21 protein-coding genes are annotated in these 21,799 nt (G+C 34.9%); 7 read left to right on the top strand and 14 right to left on the bottom strand.

The annotated features are described in order from the left end of the window. Nucleotides 1–52: 52 nt before the first annotated feature. From ABWU24_RS06800 to ABWU24_RS06825, 6 genes are read right to left on the bottom strand one after another with little or no spacing between them, the layout of a single operon-like run. Complete coding sequence (locus tag ABWU24_RS06800) at nucleotides 53–310, bottom strand: phage tail assembly protein (RefSeq protein WP_114517598.1); 258 nt, start codon at nucleotides 308–310, stop codon at nucleotides 53–55. Between the two features lie 46 nt (nucleotides 311–356). Then, the gene (locus ABWU24_RS06805) at nucleotides 357–863 is read right to left on the bottom strand and encodes a phage major tail tube protein (RefSeq protein WP_265023128.1); all 507 of its coding nucleotides are present in this window, start codon (nucleotides 861–863) and stop codon (nucleotides 357–359) included. An 11-nt stretch (nucleotides 864–874) separates the two neighbouring features. After that, entirely contained in the window at nucleotides 875–2,062 is a 1,188-nt protein-coding gene (locus ABWU24_RS06810) for a phage tail sheath subtilisin-like domain-containing protein (protein WP_353274661.1), read from the bottom strand. A 15-nt stretch (nucleotides 2,063–2,077) separates the two neighbouring features. Next, nucleotides 2,078–2,635, bottom strand: coding sequence for a hypothetical protein (locus ABWU24_RS06815; RefSeq protein ID WP_341816047.1), 558 nt, complete (start codon nucleotides 2,633–2,635; stop codon nucleotides 2,078–2,080). 15 nt (nucleotides 2,636–2,650) lie between these two features. After that, nucleotides 2,651–4,099: a hypothetical protein gene (locus tag ABWU24_RS06820; RefSeq protein ID WP_353274663.1), complete on the bottom strand. Its 1,449-nt coding sequence runs from the start codon at nucleotides 4,097–4,099 to the stop codon at nucleotides 2,651–2,653. Beyond that, on the bottom strand, nucleotides 4,086–4,280 hold the full coding sequence (locus ABWU24_RS06825; protein WP_353274665.1) for a hypothetical protein: 195 nt from the start codon (nucleotides 4,278–4,280) through the stop codon (nucleotides 4,086–4,088). Before ABWU24_RS06825 ends, ABWU24_RS06820 begins: the two co-directional genes overlap by 14 nt. Nucleotides 4,281–4,360: 80 nt before the next feature. On the opposite strand from ABWU24_RS06825, the gene ABWU24_RS06830 reads away from it, so the two are divergent. Then, nucleotides 4,361–5,153 (top strand): IS5 family transposase gene (locus ABWU24_RS06830; RefSeq protein WP_341815401.1). Its coding sequence is split into 2 segments (ribosomal slippage): nucleotides 4,361–4,624 and nucleotides 4,626–5,153, totalling 792 coding nucleotides; the frame shifts between segments, so codons are not numbered across the junction. Here ABWU24_RS06830 and ABWU24_RS06835 read toward each other — a convergent pair. The 3 genes from ABWU24_RS06835 to ABWU24_RS06845 are packed head-to-tail and all read right to left on the bottom strand — an operon-like array spanning nucleotide 5,148 to nucleotide 8,956. Next, nucleotides 5,148–6,326: a hypothetical protein gene (locus ABWU24_RS06835; RefSeq protein ID WP_353274667.1), complete on the bottom strand. Its 1,179-nt coding sequence runs from the start codon at nucleotides 6,324–6,326 to the stop codon at nucleotides 5,148–5,150. The two genes, ABWU24_RS06830 and ABWU24_RS06835, sit on opposite strands and share 6 nt — an antisense overlap. Before the next feature lie 11 nt (nucleotides 6,327–6,337). Further along, on the bottom strand, nucleotides 6,338–8,266 hold the full coding sequence (locus ABWU24_RS06840) for a DUF4815 domain-containing protein (protein WP_353274669.1): 1,929 nt from the start codon (nucleotides 8,264–8,266) through the stop codon (nucleotides 6,338–6,340). A 6-nt stretch (nucleotides 8,267–8,272) separates the two neighbouring features. Next, nucleotides 8,273–8,956, bottom strand: coding sequence for a hypothetical protein (locus ABWU24_RS06845; protein ID WP_353274671.1), 684 nt, complete (start codon nucleotides 8,954–8,956; stop codon nucleotides 8,273–8,275). Nucleotides 8,957–9,208: 252 nt separating this feature from the next. Here ABWU24_RS06845 and ABWU24_RS06850 point away from each other — a divergent pair, with 252 nt between their 5' ends. The 6 genes from ABWU24_RS06850 to ABWU24_RS06875 are packed head-to-tail and all read left to right on the top strand — an operon-like array spanning nucleotide 9,209 to nucleotide 15,267. Beyond that, nucleotides 9,209–9,697 (top strand): sigma-70 family RNA polymerase sigma factor, encoded by a 489-nt coding sequence (locus tag ABWU24_RS06850; RefSeq protein ID WP_264724058.1) that lies wholly within the window; start codon nucleotides 9,209–9,211, stop codon nucleotides 9,695–9,697. Nucleotides 9,698–9,749: 52 nt separating this feature from the next. After that, nucleotides 9,750–10,562 carry an ATP-binding protein gene (locus ABWU24_RS06855; protein WP_353274673.1) on the top strand — a complete coding sequence of 271 codons (813 nt, stop codon included), beginning with the start codon at nucleotides 9,750–9,752 and terminating at the stop codon, nucleotides 10,560–10,562. A gap of 23 nt (nucleotides 10,563–10,585) precedes the next feature. Then, nucleotides 10,586–11,395, top strand: a complete 810-nt coding sequence (locus ABWU24_RS06860) for a helicase RepA family protein (RefSeq protein WP_264707824.1) — start codon at nucleotides 10,586–10,588, stop codon at nucleotides 11,393–11,395. 32 nt (nucleotides 11,396–11,427) lie between these two features. After that, nucleotides 11,428–11,919 carry a hypothetical protein gene (locus tag ABWU24_RS06865; protein ID WP_264707826.1) on the top strand — a complete coding sequence of 164 codons (492 nt, stop codon included), beginning with the start codon at nucleotides 11,428–11,430 and terminating at the stop codon, nucleotides 11,917–11,919. Then, nucleotides 11,904–13,109 (top strand): AAA family ATPase, encoded by a 1,206-nt coding sequence (locus tag ABWU24_RS06870; RefSeq protein ID WP_265024095.1) that lies wholly within the window; start codon nucleotides 11,904–11,906, stop codon nucleotides 13,107–13,109. The genes ABWU24_RS06865 and ABWU24_RS06870 overlap by 16 nt, the downstream gene beginning before the upstream one ends. A 31-nt stretch (nucleotides 13,110–13,140) precedes the next feature. Continuing rightward, nucleotides 13,141–15,267: an AAA family ATPase gene (locus ABWU24_RS06875; RefSeq protein ID WP_353274675.1), complete on the top strand. Its 2,127-nt coding sequence runs from the start codon at nucleotides 13,141–13,143 to the stop codon at nucleotides 15,265–15,267. Nucleotides 15,268–16,650: 1,383 nt separating this feature from the next. On the opposite strand, the gene ABWU24_RS06880 is transcribed toward ABWU24_RS06875, so the two are convergent. From ABWU24_RS06880 to ABWU24_RS06900, 5 genes are all read right to left on the bottom strand, one after another. After that, nucleotides 16,651–17,670 (bottom strand): virulence RhuM family protein, encoded by a 1,020-nt coding sequence (locus ABWU24_RS06880; RefSeq protein WP_138265019.1) that lies wholly within the window; start codon nucleotides 17,668–17,670, stop codon nucleotides 16,651–16,653. Nucleotides 17,671–18,239: 569 nt separating this feature from the next. Further along, nucleotides 18,240–18,677: a hypothetical protein gene (locus ABWU24_RS06885; RefSeq protein WP_353274677.1), complete on the bottom strand. Its 438-nt coding sequence runs from the start codon at nucleotides 18,675–18,677 to the stop codon at nucleotides 18,240–18,242. A 6-nt stretch (nucleotides 18,678–18,683) separates the two neighbouring features. Further along, a protein-coding gene (locus ABWU24_RS06890; RefSeq protein WP_353274215.1) for an IS630 family transposase occupies nucleotides 18,684–19,689 on the bottom strand; the annotation gives its coding sequence in 2 pieces (ribosomal slippage) (nucleotides 18,684–19,178 and nucleotides 19,180–19,689; 1,005 coding nt in all). Between the two features lie 19 nt (nucleotides 19,690–19,708). Then, complete coding sequence (locus ABWU24_RS06895; RefSeq protein WP_353274679.1) at nucleotides 19,709–20,449, bottom strand: hypothetical protein; 741 nt, start codon at nucleotides 20,447–20,449, stop codon at nucleotides 19,709–19,711. Then, complete coding sequence (locus ABWU24_RS06900; protein ID WP_230609158.1) at nucleotides 20,415–21,647, bottom strand: hypothetical protein; 1,233 nt, start codon at nucleotides 21,645–21,647, stop codon at nucleotides 20,415–20,417. The genes ABWU24_RS06895 and ABWU24_RS06900 overlap by 35 nt, the downstream gene beginning before the upstream one ends. Between the last annotated feature and the right edge of the window lie 152 nt (nucleotides 21,648–21,799).

The following is a 21,799-nucleotide window of genomic DNA, read 5'->3' on the forward strand; positions in this document are numbered from 1 at the left end:
ATGTGCTCAACTCCACCACCTATGATAGAGCCAAGCACTAGTATTTCTAATCTCAAGTTTTTTGGATAATCGGTGAAAAAAAATCCTTTAATACCTCTTGAATTTTCACATAATCAGCAATATCTAACTCTTCAATTGCTTCTTTTGCAACTGATGTCAGGTTGGCAGTCAAAGTTACTTCCTTACTTAGATCACTACCATTAAGTCTCTCAATAGCTAGATAATCTCTAACTTTTGGACGTCTAATGGTAAGTTCTGAGACAGAAATACCATCAACTGTTATTGGATTATCAAGTTTTACTGTTGTCATACTTTCTCCTAAAAAATAAAATTCTAAAATCTTTTTAAAACTAAACCTAAATACCTAAAACCGTTTGCAGCAAGGCCATTTGATCAACACCATTTATCTTTCTTATCATATTTTCAGCATCGATCTCTATCAGCTCATTGCCACCTATCGTAAGTTTATAATAATGAGCAGCTACAGTGCATTTTAGAGTGGCTTTTTCAGCAGGTTTCCAGCTACCAAAATCAAATTCTTTGAATATGCCTCTAAGGTTGATAATTACTCCTTCAACCTCATTGCTACCACTACCTTGCATTCCTCCACGGAGCGTTAAAGATACTGAGTTTCCATCTATCAAGCCAAAAAGTCTAAATAGTTCTGAATCATACTCAGCGAAAGTAAAGTCTGCTTCAAGTTTCTCCATGCCCATATCAATATTTATTGGAATATCCATACCACCAGCACGATACTCCTCTGTTTTTATGGTAAGTTTTGGTAGCGTAATTTCATCTATTTTTCCTGCATAACCACGACCATCAACAAATACGTTAAAATTTCTCAGTATTTTCGGTAACACTTTGCTTTCTCCTAACTTATTACACTATTATTTACGAGATGAGATTTGAATGTTATTTGCTCAGCCGGATATGGTGGTGTAAACTCAAAGTCAAAATATACTTTTCCGCTTGCGATGTTTGCTGGTGTGTTTAATTCTGAAGTTGCATAACATTTTCCGCTGATAATCGCTCCCTGAGCTTTCAAATTTGCAAGATAAGAATTCACCCCCTCAATTACATCATCTATGTAAGTTTTGGTAATATTGCGATCAACTGCCCATAGATGAGCTCTAAGTAAACTATCGTTGATTAAATCTGCAGTTCTTCTCACTGATAAAAAAGCCCATTTCGAATCATTTGAACATGTCCTATTTCCCCAAAGCCTATAGCCATTTTGATGAATTATCGTTGTTACTTCATTTTCATTTAAATGGTTTGCTCTACAATTTGTATTACCGAGCGTAAAATCAATAGGCCTGCTTGTTCCAACAATACCATTTATCTCTTTATTTGAAGGTGAGTGCCAAAATCCTTGTTCGCTATCTACTTTTGCTATTAAACCAGCTACAAATGGGCTTGCTGGCAAGGTTCCTTCTTTTCCTTCAGTAAACACCTTAACCCACGGATCAACAACATAAACTCTTGAGCTGCCTACACTTTTTCTCCATTTTATTGCTTCTTCATCATTAGTATTTGGTCCATCTGCAACAATAATTGCTCTTAATTTTTCTGCTATGGAAATTAAAGCACTTACTACTGAATTTACTCCATCTATTTCAGGTAACTGATGAGTAAACTGAGGTGCAATTAGTATTCTTGGAGCAACATGGACTATGCTTTCACTGCTGAGAAATGCCTCAATTCCCTGATATTCTCCGGTTTCTTTATCAACTCCTCCAATTACATTTTTCAGCGTTTCTTCTTTTTTTAATTTTGGATCGCTGTTTTCACTTTCTTCAACTCTAATTACTACTATTGTTGCACCAATTTGGGAAAATATTCCATTTACTGCAGAAGGTAAACTGCCACTCTTTCCGAGCTTTGCTGCTTCCTTTAAGCTTCCTGCAATTAACACTGGTTTATTCAGTGGAAATTTTTGCTCATCTGCTTCAGGAGCAGTACCAATTACACCTATCACTGATGATTTAGCTGTACGTACTGTCCTCGCTCCTGAGGTAACCTCAATAACATTTACTCCATGTAGAAACTGTTCTGTCATTTCTTTTTCCCCTTTTCAACTTTCTTGCATTTTTTGTTTACAATCATCTAGCAAAGTTTGCAGCTCTTCCTTACTTTTAGCTTCACCGATTTCCCTTTCAGCTATATCCACCAATTCTTCGCACTTGATTATTGCTTTTTTCGCTCTTTTTGCTTTTTCCTGAATTATTCTTGCCATTTCTACTACTGAAATTCCTCGGACTTTTGCTAATGGCTCTATAATTTCTGCATCTTTTTTGTCTAGAGATTCTGGTGCTGCTAAAATGTTCTCTGCGGCTTTTGCTTGTATTTCGTACGACTTAGACTTCTGATGAGAATATCCTGCGTATTGGTGAGTATAGTTATCATAATAAGCATGAAGATTAGAAAGTGCAGAAAACTTCGCATTTTGTAGTAACTCCAATTCAATATCTTCTTGATTCCGCTGAGCAATTTTGCCTCCTTCTGTTAAACAATAGCTTTTTTGCCAATCAAAATCTTCTGGCGCTTCATACCAATCATTTCCAGTTGGCTTACTTTCAAGCGTTGTTGTTTCTACTTGTTTGTTATGTTCAAATCTAATATAAATTGGCATTGGTTTTCTCCGTTTTTAATTCCAAATTTTATGAGTGGCATCTAATCCTGGGCATTGCCAAGCTCTTAGCGTTCTCTCTACGTCCACCTCAAGTCCTGTGGTGAGAAAATTGCTACGTATGTTATAAATTCCCCACTGAATAAATTGACCATAGGTGTACACATCACCTGAAAACGCACCTTCACTAACTTTTGTTCTGGAATATAGATAAGATGATGTGTAAAGTAATATTGCAACTGTTTTTCCTGCTGGAATCTCCACATTACCAGATCCGGCTAACTTGCTATCAGAACTCGTGTATTGGTAAACATTTTTCCATACTATTTTTGAAATACTTGATTTATTAGAATTAGTATTATCTGGTGTTCCCACAAATAATCCTGCACCTCCATACTCCGTACTCGAATACGATGATCCAACAAACTCTATAGTTTTATTTATGTTCACATTCGTTGTATTTTTTATAAATACTACTCCAAGTGCAGCATATGGGTAATAGTATATTTGATCATAACTACCAGAAAAACTGTTTGTGTATAACTCTCCGTAAATAAATGTTCCCTTACTTCCCTCTATAAAACTTAGTTGTCTTGGCCGATAAAAACTAACGTAATCTGTATCGTACTTATGGCTACCTGCTAGTAGTTGTAACATATAGTCAGTTTTTGTTATATCACTACTCCACTTTCCAAGCTCTGTTGTAAAAGTTCCGTGGCCAAAGTAATTATTTTTTCTTCCAAGTACACCAAATAAGAAAGGTAATGACCCTGATTCAACCATGTTGCGCTTTCTTATTTCATTTATAAGAGACGCTTTTAACTGTTCATCCCGAGTTTTTACCTCATTTATCAGGGATGTTTTTAATTGGTTATCACGAGTTTCTATTTCCCTAATAATTGATGAGCCAGATGGTACATTATTAACAGCACGAAAATCTTCTACTAAACCTTTAAGACCATCTTTATGATCATTGCCAACACTGTTTATTGCTGCAATATTGGCATTCTTTCTCGTATCAAGTAGCGATAAATTTGTTGTTCCTTTTTCATCAATTCTCTTTAATAACTGCTTCTCTGATTCAGAGATCACTGCTAAAGAACTAGCTTTTTTATTATCCAGATCAGTTAAGTGTTTTTTTGCACTATCAAGAAGTTCTTTTAGCTTACCATCAGTCATCTGTACAATTTCAGAAACCGCACTTTTGTCGATTATTGATTCCAGTGCTTTAGCAAGATATGCTAATTGATCTGGTGTACTGTTTACTGCTAAATCCCTAAGCCTTTCTTGTAGTGCATCAATTATTTCTTTTACTTTAGTCATTTGCACAATATCAGAAATAGCTTTTTTACCTATCATCGATTCCAATGATTTAGCAAGGTACGCTAATTGATCAGGTGTGCTATTTGCTGCTAAATCTTTAATTCTGTGATGCAATGCATCTATGGCTTCGTTAGCAATGGTCATTCCACAAATTCAAAAAAGTTGCAAAGCTCAGTCGTTTAAAATTATTTTTTAGTTCATCTTCTCTTTCGGTGATATCTTCATCTATTTTTTCTATAGCTCTTCGAATACGTACTACATCTTCCACCGCAATATTTTTTGGATGAGGCAAAGGATATCCTCGTTTGGTTTGGTCAATATTCATTATGTTACTATTACTCTAAGAGCCTGTACGTGATCTCAAAAAAGGGATAGAATGAGAGGATAAAGTATATAAAGTAGGATATGCGAAGTTTATATCCAAGTGATATAAGTCGAGAAAAGTTTGAGATTATTGTAGCAGATCTGGAGTCTTGCAGGAAGAGGACAAAGCCAAGAACACTTGATTTATATCATGTATTTTGTGGAGTGTTATACGTCTTAAAAAGTGGCTGCCAGTGGAGAATGTTACCAAAAGAGTTTCCAAAATGGCGGAATTGTTACGACTATTTTAAGAAGTGGAGTGAAAAAGCAGATGCAAATAAAGAAAGTGTTCTGGAGCTGGTATTAAAAAAAAATAGTTGGCGTGGTCCGACAAAACAATGGTCGGAAAGAAAAAACCAGCTTCTGCATAATTGATGCACAAAGCGTAAAAAATGCAGATACTGCTGAAGAAAAAGGCTATGATGCAGGCAAAAAGGTTTCAGGAATAAAACGCCATATTGCGGTAGATACACAAGGTTTACCCCACGCAATTTATATAACAACGGCAGAAATAACTGATCGTAGTAGCGCTGTGAGAATGGTTAAAAATGCTAAAGAAAACCTATCTGAAGTTAAAAATATACTAGTTGATGCTGGCTACACAGGAGAAAATTTTGCAACACAAATAAAAGCAACTATTGGCGCTACCGTTGAAGTAATAAAGCGAAACGAATTACACACCTTTGTCGTATTGCCGAAAAGATGGGTTGTTGAGAGATCTTTTGCTTGGTTGCAAAAATGTAGGCGATTGTGGAAAAATTGCGAGCGGAAACTCAACACTAGCCTGCAAATGGTCGTTCTTGCTTTCGCTGCTTTGCTTCTGAAAAGATTATGAACAGGCTCTAAGATTTTTGACTTTAGGACGATAAACAACCGTACCACTCAAAACTAATTTTACTCTCGTCTCATTAGCATTAAAATTTGATAGCACATGAGTTCTCTCTACCCAATTTTCTCCAATTGGTTTTCCTGATGTTAAATTTACTAATTGCCAATCCACGTTTTTTTGCACATATGCTTTAACATCTGCAGTGCCAGGTATCAGCGCATCGTACGTTATGGTGATTTTAGTATTAGCTCCTGCTGTAATACTTCTTGTAACATAATCTCCTTTTTCCCCTATATTACCCATAACTAGCTGTAACCCAGGATATAGCACTGGACTTTTTTCTCGCCCTCCTTTTAGGCTTGCCTTTACTGTTAGCTCTCCAGATAGTCTTTCACGCAGTGCAAGTGGCAAATTATCAGACAAAAAGTTCTCTTTTCCCTCTTCATCTGTTAAGATAAATTCCACATTGGTATCAAATGCTACTTTTTCGACGTTCGTCAAAACAATTAAATCTGAAGTATTGGTTGCTGTAACTTTTCCCAGATCAATAACGTGAGAATTTTCGCTAAATTTTGCAGCCAAAAGCCGAAACGTTAAATCTAAATTTTGATGTGGAGTCCAGGTGCTTGCATTGCTTGATGAAAGTAATACTCCTACTTGATATGGCTGGCTTGTTACCCAACGGCTATTTACTGCATCATATTTGCCAAGTTCTGCTATTTTGACTGCAGTACCCGAATCATCAGTAAGCAGTACTATTGCATACTCCTCTCCTGCATGGCAAAACACTGGTGACCAAGTAATACGTGTTGCTGTGCCATCTATCTTTATATCTTTTGGCTCAATATAACTTTCAGCAATGACAGTCTGCGATGGCATTCCCACTGCTGTTTCTCTAATCTGCACAACAACACGTTTTTTGCCTTTATTTATAAACCATAACTCTAGACCTCCTATGTGTCTGCTCTCATTTAAAGTAAATGTTTGCGCTAAAGGATCAACTCTTCTTGCTGCGATAACTCTTCTTCTCTCTTCTATGGTAATAGTTTTTTTACCAGTATACGTTGCTTCTCCATAGCTTCCTTTATCTCCATAAAATTGCACTAATTTAGTACCTGCTGGAATATTTGCCGGCACTTTCACCTTTCCTTTTAATTTTCCCTGATTGTTAGCTTCCACTTTTTTTTCCTCTATGCCATAGGTATAATAGAAATGCCATCAAATTTTACTTCTTTAAGTTTTTCATTTGGCTCAAGACCTTCGATCTCAAAATTCTGTACTGCTTCTCTCATAAATTCAGTTTCGTATGAGGTACTTGACAGCAGCTCTGTTGTTTCTTTAACATTAAATACTCTAGTTACTGGACTTTTCCAATTCGTGGTAACCTCCGTCCAGTGGTCTATATTTTTATTTAGAGTAATTTGTGCCGGTACTGGATCAAAAGCTTGATATGGATTGATCTTTTCTCCTTTAGTCTGTAAAAGCTGCTCCAGTACCGGTTCAAGTTCATATGGCAAAAGATATCTTTCCCCACCTTTTTCAATATCTGCAACTTCTACATCTATTGGCAGAACTAGCTCTCTATTTACTATTGCTGCAGACTGCAAAATTCCTTGATCACGCATATCATCGTCGAAGAACGAATCAACAAATACTCCTTTTTTGCTGGTAGGTTCTCTTGAATTTGCATCACTGCGTAGACGTTCCTGTGCAACCAGCGCATAAAGATCATTTATTCCTTTTTTCATTGCTTCAAGCTCATTCATCGGTACTGCATGAATAGCATTATTCACTATTTTCACCCCTTCTTTTTCTCCGTTTTTCCATGTCTGGTGAATATAGCAGAGCAAAAGCTGTCCAGAGGGAGCTTTAGGCATCGATGGTCTCCAAGGGTGAGAAATTCCTTTTATTCTTCTTACCACACCTTTGCTATCGATAGTAATTAAATCAAAGCGTGGCATTTTCCAGGTGTAATCTATCAAAACCAAGCTATTATCAACTGCTCCCCTTACTTTACATCCCTCTTCATTTATATCTTCAGGGCTTACATGAGTGCGACAGCGATAAGTTATTAGGTAACTACTTCCAGGAGCTGGTTCTTTGCCAGGTAATGACCAATCAACGTTTCCTGCGTTTAACTTATAATCTACACTATTTTCATAAATAACATTGCCTTGTTTAATTTGAATAATCTCAAGTACCGCAGAGTCAGGTATTGGATCAACAGCTCCTGAGTATGAACCATGAGTAACGGTAATGGTTTTTTGAACAGTTATATCTACTTTTTTGATTTCACTTATTGGAAAATCATTAACCTTCAGTTCCATTACCCTTTGGCTATTTGGCTGAAAAGTATGTGGTTCTGATTCAACTGATTTTATATTCGGATCTTCATCAAAAGAAACACGAATACTGTGAGGAAGTTCAATCTCATAACCATCAACATGAGCTTTGCCCTCATTAACCACGAATACTTCTTTTCCACCTTCTTTATGTAGGAACATAACTTCCAAGCCATTTACAACGTAGGAACCATTTGCCTCTTTGTCATAACGAGCAAGAGCAGTAGTTACTATGTTTGCTTGTGGAGGTGGTGAGTGCTGAATGAGAACTCCATTTTCAATGTTATAAATTGGATAAAATTCGCCATTTACAGAAAAAGGGGAAGAAACACCTTCAGATTGATAACCCCAAATGGTAGAAACTTTAAGTCTTGCTGCTCCTACTTCCTGATAGTTTCTTGTACCAACAGCAGGATCACGAAGATTTTCATCCTCAAGCTCTGTAATAGTAGATTCTAGATAATAAACACCTATACGAACTGTGGTACTCAGTGGAATAATAAATTCTTCTTTTTCGACTTTTCTAACTGCTCCACGAAGATAGATTTTTCCTGATTCAAGTGTAACTTTACCAGTTTCTCTATCTATAATACAATTGCTTCCTGTTATAACATCACCATCACGAAATATTGCATCACCTATGCCTTTAAGCTTAGAGAGAGCATACTCCTGAGTCTCGTTTAGTTCTGCTGACTGTAGACCTCTTCCTGCCAGGAACAAGCTTTTTTCGTATTCTTTGTCAGGATTAAAGCGGTTATAATAACTATTTAAGGTCATTTTGTTTCAAAAAGTTACAACAAATGAAAAAGTTTCCCGAGTTGCAGATGTTCTGATAAGTGGTACGGTGTGTTCTAAAACTAACAAAATTCCAGGATTTTCCACGTCTTTTGGTTCAAAATATCTCTGTCCTTCAGGCAATTCTTTTTTTACTTTAGTACCAACTATAACCCCGAGCTCTCTTATCACTTGATTTGCTGCGTCCGTGAAATCGAAAGTGAATTTGAGAAAAAGATTATTAGTTGGTACATTTGAGGGTTTAAACCTTCCAGAAGGAGTTATAAGTTCGCCATTTTCATCACCTGTGCAGAATAGCACTTCATCTGCAGTACGTCTGCCAAGTTCATTCAAGAGCTTTATAGAATTTATAGGTTCAGGTGGTGTGCTTTCAGTATACTGTACAGTAACTTTATCACTTACTGGAATAGAGCTATTTTCCGTACGTTTTATTACACCACTACTGCTATCAACTATATAATCTATACTTGGCTGATAAGTTGTTTGTCCTGTAAAAACCCTTACATCTTTAATAGTATGGTGATTTAGAGCTATTTCACCCTCAATAAAAACTTTTTCGACCTGATGGCTACTTTCCCAATTGGCATCACCACTACCCCAAGCAAGATGTATAACTTGCTCTTTTATGCTGGCTGCTATTGCTGCTCTTCCTGATTGTGTAAGAATTGACACCTGTGATGAGTTTGAAAGGCTTATATAATATATATTCAGGATTTGGAAAATTTTTGTCCAAAAAAAATGAATTTTTGCCTAATTTTTTGTTGCAGTATTATTTAAAAATCGAACTGTATTATTCTCGAAAAAAAAACAATAGAATATCAATAGGTTAAAAATTGCATCTGTATTATTTATTTTTGCTCCTGTCCTACAAAGTGCACCTATAAGTTCTCATCCTTAAAGCATTAATTGTTTTAGGGAAAAGTTATGAAACTAAAAACTGCCATAGTTGTTCAAAATATACGGTATCAAGCTAAGAGATTAAAACTTTTTGAATGCTTTGCTCATGAAACTCATGAAGATCTTGAGCAAGAACTTTTCTGTGAAATTTGGACTTATCTTGATAGATATGATGAAAGCAAAGGTAGCTTTAACACTTTTGTAGCAAGATTAACTGAACGTCGTGCCAATAACTTATTGGAGAAACAACTATGTATAAAACGCAATATTAATAACTACATCAATATTGAGAAAACAGAAGCTTTTGAAGATGAAGTAGCAAAACGTACTGATGTAGATTACATGATTTCAACGCTACCAAGAAAGATGCAGAGGATATGCGAACAACTCAAGTACTTTAACTTATATGAAGTTGCTAAGATGAACAACATATCAAGAACTACTTTAAATACTATGGTAAGAAAAATACGTATAAAACTCTCTTCCATCTACTACAAGGGCAAAAAGAAAAATTGAACATAAATTCTACCTTTCCTGAATATATAACATATACCATTGAGGTGAATAAATGACTTTTAAAATTTTAAACAATAATGAAAGATTGAAAACAACTACAGGCATAAAAGTAGTAATTTTTGGTCCTTACGGTATTGGTAAAACCAGTCTCTTAAAGACTATAAGTGAACCAACACTATGTCTTGACTTTGAAGCAGGTCTGCTTGCTGTTCAAGATTGGCAGGGAGATTCAATTAGTGTTCGTACTTGGAGTCAAGCTCGTGATATTGCTTGCCTAATTGGTGGTCCGAACCCTGCACTAAAATCTGATCAGGCGTATAGTCAGAAACACTATGAGCATGTCTGTAGCAAGCACAAAGATCTTCTTTCTGAAGTGTCTAAATACCGATGCATCTTTGTGGATAGTATAACCGTTGCTTCACGTTTATGTCTATTATGGGCAAGGATGCAACCTGAAGCTTTTTCCGATAGATCAGGAAAAGAAGATAAAAGAGCTGCTTATGGGTTGCTTGCTCAAGAGATGATGGCATGGCTCAATCAGTTTCAACACATCAGAGATAAAGACATCATCATAGTTGGCACACTAGGTCAATATCTCGATGACTGTAATCGTTCAACATGGCTACCTCAATGTGAAGGGGCTAAAACTGCTAGTGAGATTCCAGGGATAGTTGACGAAGTAATCAGTATGGTTGGAATCAAGAAAGATGATGGCACGGAGAAACGTTCATTTGTCTGTCAGACTATTAATACTTGGGGATACCCTGCTAAAGATCGAAGTGGCTGCCTTGATATGGTTGAAGAACCGCATCTGGGTAAATTACTTGCGAAAATTAAAGCCAAAACTTTTGCGCCTATTGCTTAATTAAAAATTGGAGAATAGTTATTATGGAACAAAGCTTTTTCAATATCGGTCAAAAAATTCCCTTTTTCAGCGTAAAAGAGTATTTAAACGACAAAGCACCGATACCAGAAGATATAATCTCACCAAGGATTTTAACAAAAAGAGGTCTATTGGTACTAGGTGGCCCACCTAAAATTGGCAAAAGCGATTTTCTAATTTCATGGCTTGTCCACATGGCTGCTGGAGTTTCATTTTTGGGTATGACTCCAAGCAAACCTATGAAAATTTTCTATCTGCAAACTGAAATTGAATATGAATATATGAAAGAACGTTTGCAACAACTTCAACTGGATAACGAACTTTTGAATATAGCTGCCAATAACTTAATCATTACACCAAGAGTACAATTATCTTTCAGCAGTGAAGAAATAGATGAAATTAAAAATGTTATTAAAGAGCGTTTTAAACCTGATATTATTGCAATCGATCCTCTTCGTAACATTTTTAACTCAAGTGAATATGGCAATGAAAACGACAATAGCGCTATGTTATTCTTCTTGCAAAAAACACTTGAAAGACTGAGAAATGTTATCAATCCAGATTCGGGTATAATACTCACTCACCATACAAAAAAACTATCCAAAAAAATGTTAGAAGAAGATCCATTTCAAGGCCTAAGTGGTGCTGGATCTTTACGTGGATTTTATAGCACTGGCATGGTGATGTTTGCTCATGATGAGGAAAGCACTGTCCGTCAAATAGTATTTGAGTTGCGAAATGGTGAACGTGTGGCAAGCAAGCTTGTCAATAAGATAAATGGTCGCTGGAAGGTTGTAGACCAATGGAGTAACTGATTCTTTTTTTCACTTAATTTGTAGGAGACAATATGTTATCAGATTTTTTAACTGATTTTAATACTGCAAAATTACAAAGTAATTTAATACCAAAAGGTACAATAGTTAAGGTAAAAATGGCAATTAAACCAGGAGGTTATGAAAATTGGTTCACTAAAAGCTATGCTACCGGCAGCATCTATTTAAACGCTGAATTTACCGTCACTGAAGGTCAATATGCAAAACGTAAGATTTTTCAAGTAATTGGTATTAAAAGTGGCAAAGCAAGAGTTGAAGGAGAAGATACTTGGGGAGAATCTGGTCGTTCCATGCTTAGAAGTATTTTGGAGTCAGCACGAAATATTCATGCACATGACACTTCAGAGAAAGCAGTTATTGCTAGAAAAATCAACTCTATAGCTGATTTTAACGGGTTAGAGTTTACTGCAAAAGTTGGTATTGAAGCTGATCGGTATGGAGAAAAGAACAAGATTGCTACGGTTATTACTCCAGAACAATCTGAAGTTGATTGGTTGCCATTTTGAAGTACGACGAAGAGAAGCTCTGGATTGCTGTAATTGAGAGAGCTATCAAAGATGCAGCAGGAAAAAATCTAGAGCTAAAGAAAGAAGCAATTAAATGGTTTGATTCAGAGTCTTTTGAAACTGTTTGTGAGCTAGCTAATCTCAGCTCTAAACGTATGAAAAGTATGTATGGGGGTTTTATGCAGAGAAAGGAAATAAAAGGATTATTGATTGATAATATTAAGGAGTGTGTACCTTACCTAATTCCAAACGGTAATTTTTATCGAGAGAGGACTTATGTTGGCAACTGTGACGGGGATACGATTACAGTTAAAATAGTGGGTAAAAAAGCTGGGAATTGGCGTAATTTTACCAAAGGGACTAGTGGTGACATTATTGATCTTTGGACTTTAGTTAAAGGTGATATAAATTCCGCTAAGAAGTGGTTAAATACTAAAGAAAACACAACAGAACATAAAGTTACATCGTTTTCAGCAAGGCATTACTTAAATGATAAATCACCAATGCCAAAAGATATAATAGGTCCAAGAATTTTAACTCCAGGCGGTCTTTTGGTGATAGGTGGAACTCCAAAAATAGGAAAAAGTAATTTTCTTCTTTCTTTATTAGCACATATGGCATCAGGAGTGCCGTTTCTCAACATGAAGCCTCCAAGACCATTAAAAATATTTTATCTGCAAAACGAGATGGAATATGGTGATATGAAAGAACGCTTACTTCAGCTTAAAATTGATCAAAATCTTTGGAAAGAAAATTTATTTATTACCAATAAAATGCCATTAACTTTAAATTCTGAAGAGGTAAGAGCAATAATAACAGAGAAACTTGATGCAAAAACGGTAGATCTTATTGTTATTGATTCTTTTCTCGATTATAGGGAGATAATCTCTTTTGTAAGAAGTGACATGGAGAAATTACGTTCAATAACTAATCCTATGGCCGGGATAGTGCTCACACATTGTACCAAAAAAGTGTCTTCGACTGTATTGGAGAAAAATCCATTTCAAGCTTTAAGCGGCTCAAACATTTTGAGAAGTGTTTATACATCTGGCATCGTTATATTTAAACCAAACGAACGTACAAATACTCTGAAAGTGGTGTATGAACTTAGAAATAGCAAGCCTATGACAAAATACATTCGCAAAGTTAATGGATGTTGGAAGACTTCTAAAGTTATAGCTACCGCTTAGTTTTAAATTGAAAATATATTCAGAGGATTTTATGGATATCTATTGCAATTTTAATACTGCAGCTTCACGAAAAAATGCATCGTTAATAGAAAAAGAACAGCTTAAAGCTCAGCTTCTGTTAAATATCAGATCATGCCTTTCTTATCTATTGCCAAGAGGGATTTTTCGTGGTGATAAGTTTTATGTAGGCAATGTACAAGGTGATAAAGGAAAGAGTCTAGTAGTAGAATTAAGTGGCAGTGAAGCTGGCCTATGGCATGATTTTGCAACAGGAGAAGGTGGTGACATTATCGACCTTTGGGCGGGAGTAAATAGAAAAAGTACAAGAATAGAGTTTCCTGAAGTAATGGCTTCTATAGCTGAGTGGCTTGGTCATTTCAAGAATTCAAGTAGTCCAACTGCATATTGGGATTATTACGATGAAAACGGCCAAGCTATTGTTAGAGTCTATCGTTATGATGATAATAATGGAAAGCGATATCTTCCTTTTGATATTAAAAAATCTGACTTTGGTGCACCGAAGATAAGGCCACTCTATAATATTTCAGGTATCTTAAAGTCCGATAAAGTTATTCTGGTTGAAGGAGAAAAATGTGCAGAAGCGCTGATAGAGAAAGGAATAACTGCAACAACAGCAATGTCAGGAGCAAATGCACCTATTGAGAAGACAGATTGGACTCCACTTAAAGGTAAACATGTTATTATTTGGCCAGATAATGATGAACCAGGCAAACGATATGCTGAAAATGCTGCAAAAAAGCTGTTAGATCTTGGAGTTGCATCACTTGCTGTGCTTGAAATTCCTCAAGATAAGCCTGAGAAATGGGATGCCGCTGATTGTGTAAAGGAGGGTATAAGCATTGAAGAATTTTTAGCTTCAACTCCTTTACTTACTATTGATACCCCATCTACTGACATTCCAAATACTTCAAATATGAAAAGTTTAGAAAGATCTACAAAACAGCCGCTTAACATTTTAGACTGGAGTGTGAGTCGTTATTTAGGTTCAGTACCAATACAAAGGTTTCTTGTTGAAGGTTTATTTCCTTTAGGTGTTACCTCAATAGTAGCTGCTATGGGAGATACAGGTAAAGGTATGCTACTCCTTGACTTGGCACTTAAGGTTGCAAGTGATGCAGATCAGATATGTGGTTTTGGTTCCCTTGTTACAGAGCATGGATCAGTGGTGATTTTTTCAGCAGAAGATGATGCAGGTGAGATACACCGTCGTCTTGATCGTCTTGATCCTGGTAGCAAGAGAGCAGAATATCAAAATCGATTATTTATTATACCTATTCCAAATACGGGAGAGCCCTTTTCTATAGTGAAAAGCAACATGCGTGGTAAATGTCCTGAAACTTCAGATAAATTTGAAGACATCTGTAGACAATTAGATAAAGTAAAAGATCTAAAACTAATAGTATTTGATCCACTAGTATCATTTGTCCATGCTAATATAAACTCAGATCCAGAAATGGGATATTACGCAATGGGGTTACTTGCAAACTTAGCAAATGAAACAGGAGCAGCTGTAATTGTAGCACATCATATGAGAAAACCCAAGTGCAGTGAACCGATTACGACTGTGGAACAGGCAAGAGATGCGATAAGAGGTACAACTGCACTTGTTGATGGTGTGAGGTGTTCTTTTGCATTATGGCCTGCTTCAAAAGAGCATCAGAATACTGTGTTTAATACATTAAAGGTTAGTAAAGTTAATAATGCAGTATACCAAGGAGCTATAGTTAAGTCTAATGGTGCAACAGATAGGAATATAAGAACTTACTTACGTTCCTCAACTGGCTTGCTTGAGGATATATCTGAGGAATTTAAGCTTGGAAAATTATCTGATGAATACTTAAAAAAGATACTGATGCAAGCTATTGCAGTGTCAGCAGAAGAAGGTCATCCGTTTACTCATACAGGTGGACCAGGAGTGTTTCAACAACGGCATAGATTACCAGCTGCATTTCATAGTGTTAGTAGGCATAGACTTGAACGTTTAGCACAGGAACTATTAAACGAAAGAAAAATAGTAAAAGGTATGGCTACAAACTCAAAAGAGGATAAATGGCTTGATATCAAAACTGGTTCTTTTGCCAGAGGAGAAGGTAAGTTTAAGCTAGGTGCAGGAAGGTTTGAAATAGGTAACTTCTAAAAAATACTTAAAGCTCACTTATGAAAGTTTTGTGGGTTCATTTTGTCTCTCTGAAAGTAAGGTTTTAAGAACAAAAAATGAATTCCACACGACCAAATTTCCATGATTTCCGGAAAATTTATCAAGATTTGGAAATTAGAGTATATTCACACTTAAACCATTGAAATTCGTTGATTTTTAGCCATCTAATATAAGAAATATTACGTTTCCATTTCCAAAAAATTTAGCTAATTTGGTAATACTCAAACCCGCTACATTGGCTGATTTCCACTTTCCGAGAATCTTATATATTATATATATATAAATAATAATAAATGATATAATAATAAACTAATATAAAATACAATAACTATAGTAATGGTTCATAGTAACTTTTGAGCAAAAAGAAAGAAGTTTGGAAAAGTAGTCACTAATAGAAATACAACACAGAGACAAAAATACGAAAAACCTACTATTGCATTTTGAACAACTTGAAAAAAAAGATGAAGGACCTAAAAGTGAAAGACAAAACAATTTATAATAGCGTTTTAAAAAGACTCTATGACCCAAGGGTACAATTATACCACCAAGACCTAAGTTACTCATGTAGGGTAGCTTAAAACTCGATTACGAGGCACTTCTAAATTATTTTTTACCCCAAACTTTTATTTACTACAAGAAACCCTAAAACTAGTCTATCATGTTTTTTTGTTGGTTGCAAAGAAAATTTTTCAAACTTAAAGAACAAATGGTTAGTAGACTTTTTGAAACGTTATTTTTGCAACAGCCAACTTATGTCACTTCTATCATAGAGAGGGTAACAAAATACTCCTACCTTTTAAAACGCTTTAGGAGGTCCTTACAACACTATTTGTAATTTAGATATAAAAGTTCGTCTTTTTTTAATTAACGCGTGTAGCTCCCCTAAAAACTCGAATAAAAGGCATCTTTAGTAACCCAACTATTGCAAAATAAACTTACTAGTAGGTTTAACACATTTTTTACACTTTGCAAAGAAAATTCTTCAAAAAAGATTGAACGACTTGTGGTGAGTATAAGGGTTTAATGGAGACTATATGAGAATACAACAACTTTTATTGCAAACCTCTGAGCAATTGATTGCAAAACTCTCAGTAATGAAATCAGCAAATTGTAGATGAAGCTAAAGGAAAAAAGTTACTGCCATAGAAGAAGAAACAGAAGCTACAGAACTCTTAACCCGCTTAATAGTTCAAAATGGAGACAAAGATCTAAATTTATTTATTTACGTCTCCAATTTTATCGCGTATAATGAAGACAAAGATTCATGTTTTCACTATTTATTGGCAGATAGGGCTTTCTAAAGGGTGGGTCACCCCCCTTGAAATTAAAATAAAAGCAAGATGTCAAACATAGATAGCTCAACTACAAGCTGGTTTTTGTTGTAGTTATTTTCTCACTTTCTTTACTTGCTTTAATTAATTCATCAAAGTCAGATTCATGTAATTTATCTTGTATAACTCTATACTTTTCGTATTCTCCTTCAGCTAGAGCTTTTGCAACTTCAGCACTAACTTTACCAGCATCTTTAAGCACTTCATAATCATTGAACAATAGAAATGCATCCAACTTTTCAACCCAATTCTGCATTTTCATTAGCCGATGCTTTCTTGCTTGAAGTTCCGCATAATCTAGATACATCGAAACAATATGATTTAGTTCACTCAACTCTTTTTCAGTCAAATAGTTTTTTGCAGTACTCACATCACTCTTATGAATTTTGTTGCCAGAACCATCTTTCCATGTAGTTAGCCCCATATGTGGCTTTTCGTGATCAACTCGAGAACATATCAACTCTGCTGCAGTTAAACCATAAATTGCCCAATATAATTTATTTTGTACTTTTGCGTAAAATTGTCTTGTTATATCCGAATGTGGATCATAATCTGCAGAGCATTCAGCATAAATATCTGTAATCTTCTGGTAAAATCTACGTTCGGATGCTCGTATTTCCCTGATTTTTTCAAGTAATTCATTGAAGTAATCTTTGCCAAACTTTGGGCCGTTTTTTAGCCGTTCACTATTCAATGCAAATCCTTTGATGATAAAATCCCTCAAAACTTTTGTAGCCCATACTCTGAAAGATGTAGCCTTTTTAGAATTAACTCGATAACCAACAGCTATGATTGTATCTACATTATAAAATTGCGTCGGGTAATTTTTACCATCTGCAGCAGTTACCTCAAAAGTGGAAACAACTTCTTTTTCTTGTAATTCACCAGATTCAAATATGTTCTTTATATGCTTACTAATAGCCGGCAGTTGCACATCAAATAATTCAGCCATCCTTTTTTGCGTAAGCCAAAGATTTTCATCTCTGCATAAAACTTCAATTTCTATATTTCCACCTGGGGTAGTATAAAATACAATCTTATTCTCATCCATTATCTATCTCCTATAACTTACAAACAAACCATTAATGAAGTTTAAGGAATTTAACCAATTAATTGTCTTTACTGCAACCAAATTCTTTAAAACGTCTTTAGAGAGCTATTATAACTTATTAATGAGCTAGATAGAGGGGGATATATGTTTTATCAAAAATCCATTTGAACTCTTCTCAGCTCCAGTAAACAGTTATTTCCAAAATGGAAACAACTCAAATAGTAAGATGTCTAGGAGTTCCGTTTAGCGGATTCTTAAAGCTCTTTAATTTCTGAGCTACATTCAAATTATTTTAACTTTTTTTCAGAAAATCCCGGAAAAAGTAGCAAGAAATCCGGTATATATATTATAGAAGGGCATTGAGTGTAGATGTGCTTCAAACACAAAAGTCGGCAAACGAACAGAGTAGAAAAGATTGAAGAAAGCAAAAGAAACGAGATAGGTTTTTGGTGAGTTGCGTAATTGAGAATTTATATTTTCAAATTTCTTTAAATAAGACAAAAACTGTATTTTAAAGCTAGATGTGACTTTAGGGTAAAATATACTACTTTTACTTCTCGTCAACACAGTTAACGAACTACCACAGTAAAAGGGTTAATACGGTAACCATAATCTCTACGCGATGATCCAGGCCAACCAACTGTTTGAATCACATCATTACGTTCGATGTTTAGTCCTAATTTTTTAGCTAAGGTGGTTTTTATTGTTCTTTGGATTGTGTTTAGTGGTTTTCTGATGTGATGTTCTGGATCTGCTTCTGGATCAAGATTTAGGCGCTTTTCTATTTCAGTTATGCGAAGCAACATGTGTTTTTCAGGAGGTAATTCTTTTTTACAATCATTCAAAAATTGTTCAAATAATACGCGCAAAACTTTCATACATGCTACAGCTTTCTTATTTAGAATCTCTATATTGTTTACGTAAAGTGAGCCCTCTATCAATTGCAACTTTAGTAATTCCTTCTCTTTAGGAGGTTCAATTAGATTAAGTGCAGTATGTAATACCAAAATCCATTACTGACCGAACAAATAAGAAACATTACAAACTCGTTTAATAGTAGTACTGGAAATATTGACAATAAAATTACACAAAACATCTTCAAGTAAACCTATGGTATCGTAGATACTATTGCGTAAAGTATTGTATTTGATATATTGCCACAACCTTTCAACAGGATTCAGTTCCGGTGAATAAGGAGGCAAGTATATGATGGTAATGTTTTCCTGAATTTTCAAACTTTTTGATCTATGCCAACTTGCACAATCCATTACAAGAAAGGCTTCTTTCGTGCCTAAATCTTTCGACATCTGCTCCAGAAATATATTCATACAATCAGTGTTTACATATGGAGCAAGTAGGCTAATTTTCTTACCACTTCTTGGATTTACCGCACTGTAGATATAGAAATTTTGTCTACCAATTTTCATTTTAACCTGTGTTCTGACCCCTTTTTTAAACCATCCGTGTCCGATTTTTGAATGAGTTCCAAATCGTGATTCATCAAAAAAATACCTCCTTTTCAGGGTGGGAATTGACTATTTTATTGAAGTATTTTTTAAACTCTTCTTGCTTGTTTTTATCTTGTTTATGGTGAATTGGCCTCGGTGTTATGTAAGAAAACTTCATCCTTTGTATCTCACGGTGCACTGTTGATTTGCTAATGTTTAGGCCAAATTCCTCTGAGATTTTTATTTGCACTTCCTTAATAGTAATATTTGGATTTCTTTCTACCCATATTTCAATTTGCTCACGTTGATTTTTGTTTAATTTGCTTTTTCTTCGCCGCTGAGACGGGGAAAATAATCTTTCTACTCTACCAAATTTTAGATGCTTTATCCATTCAGTCAAAGCAGTCCTTGAAATTTTACATATTCTTGCCACAGCGCTTATACTACTTTCTTTTCCTGCTATCACCGCTTGTAACTTTTTTGAAACATATGCGTTATTTCTGACCTTTTTTAACATTTCTTTCGCCAAATTTACAACTTTTTCGTCTAATAGTTTTGACCTTAATGCCATTTATACCTCTCTATTTTATCTACTTTAGTATCACTTCTTTCCCATTATTGTCTATCTGTTCTTTATATAGTGGGAATTGGTATAAGATTTGCATTGAAGTATTTGGTATGAACTCTAGTACTCCTCTTTGTGCTGCTTCTTGGAATACTTCAATTAAAGTCTTATGCTGAAAGAAAAGGTCAACCATTTTTACTGTGGGCAAATCAAGAGGTATGTTTGATGGATTTTTTCTTAGTATTATTAATACAGTTGGATTAGCTTTAAGCTTATCTATCGTTAAGAATGTTGGATTGGTGCAAAAATCAAGTATGATTAAACTTACAATCTTACCTTGTCCACCAACATGATAAACTCCACTTTCCACTTTTTGCCACATAAAATTTGTATCACTTAGCTGACCTTCAAACCAATTCATAAATTTCTCTGGGTTTAAATATGCAGATAAGCGGTGAAATCTTTGCTTCTTGTAGGTATTAGGTAAAATATCACGGTTACAATTTTCACAAATTATATTATCGCATGCTTCGTTAAAGTCCTCATCAATGAAAATCTCATTGTTACAGTATGGATCAACTATATTTGGCCAATCTAATTTATCTTGTCTACGAGAGCAGATAATGTAAGACCTCTCTTGCATCTTAATTAATTCAAGATCTGACAAATACCTTGCTGCTTTGATGTAATTTTGATTTGGATTAACCCAAGAGCTGCCAGAATTAAGAAGATCAGAGATTTGCTCTTGGCAAGATTGTAAGACCATAAAATTGTTTTATGTATGCTTTAAAATCCTCTCTTTCCCTTTTATTCAGAGGATGTTCAGAGTAGTAAATTGCTATATACTCATCACTTCGCTTGAAAAATAAGCCTATCTTTTTGCCTTGAAATATTACTTTAATCGACTCTATCAATGGCACTATGTCTCCTACAAATGGCTTTAAAACATGCAATTCCGGTGCAATAGGATCATATGGAGCAACAGTCAAAGTGATATTAGTATAGCTGTAATTGAAACGATTTGACTGAAACTTTAACTCAAAAACACGAATATTTGAATCAGATTCATTAATACAAGTTTCTATAAATTTATGCACCTGTTCCGCAAAGTTTTTATCCTGCACATCTACAAAAATACATTCGCAGCCAAAGTAACAACTTGCAATGCTATTTGCTATTTCTATAGCTTGATCGATATTTCTAGCACCAAGATCTACCTGAGTGCCATTTAGTAGAAAATCCAAAATCATCCACTCTGCCTTATGGCCATGAATAACTTTGTTTGAATTTAACAACAAATCTATATCGCTAGCTTTTCGTATTAACACATATAAACGATTCTGATGATAGAAGAAACCTTGTAGTTGATTCTCGAAACTGTCATTTCTCTTAATGTTATCTTCTTTCAGTATTTGTTGTATGATTTCCTCTGAGATAAAGTCCTTAAATGGAGTACTTGGTCGTCTTGGTATTTTTTGTAAGGCAAAAGACATGAAACTCTTTCTTTGTATTTTTTCAAAGTGATAGACAGACTTTAAAAGATTGTAATCTGCATGAAACAGTAGAAACAGCAAAGACTTCTTATCATATTTATTATTATTTTTTACAAGGTAGGATTTCATGAGTTCCGTAGTTAATGCAGATCTTGCAATTTCACTGACAGTAACTTCTAGTTTTGCACGGTCAAAACAGGTAATCAAGTAGTAAGTAACGAGAGAATCGGAATAATTAGCAATCACTTTACGTTTGTATTGTACAGATGTATTATCGTAACTTTCGTCATCAAAGAGTTGAGCATTTAATTTATCTTTAAAGGAGTTTTGAAAAATAATATTTAATTGCTTACCAGAAAGTGAATCTATCCAAGACTGACGTATTTTTGTATTGTGAAAACGATCAAGCAAATGGTTAACAGGGACTTCTAAATCATCTTCCCAAAATTTACGATTTGGATAAATGTTCATAAGAAACTAACCACAGCATAATAGACTATTTAAATAGTTAAGATAGAAATCTGAAAGCCTTGACCAATAATTATGCAAGGGCTGTTTACTGATTTTTAACCAAGTTTTTTCTAAAAAGTTTGCTTAAGAAGAAGATTTTTTGGACAAAAATT

The organism is Wolbachia endosymbiont (group B) of Hofmannophila pseudospretella (assembly GCF_964028515.1).
Taxonomy (GTDB): Bacteria; Pseudomonadota; Alphaproteobacteria; order Rickettsiales; family Anaplasmataceae; genus Wolbachia.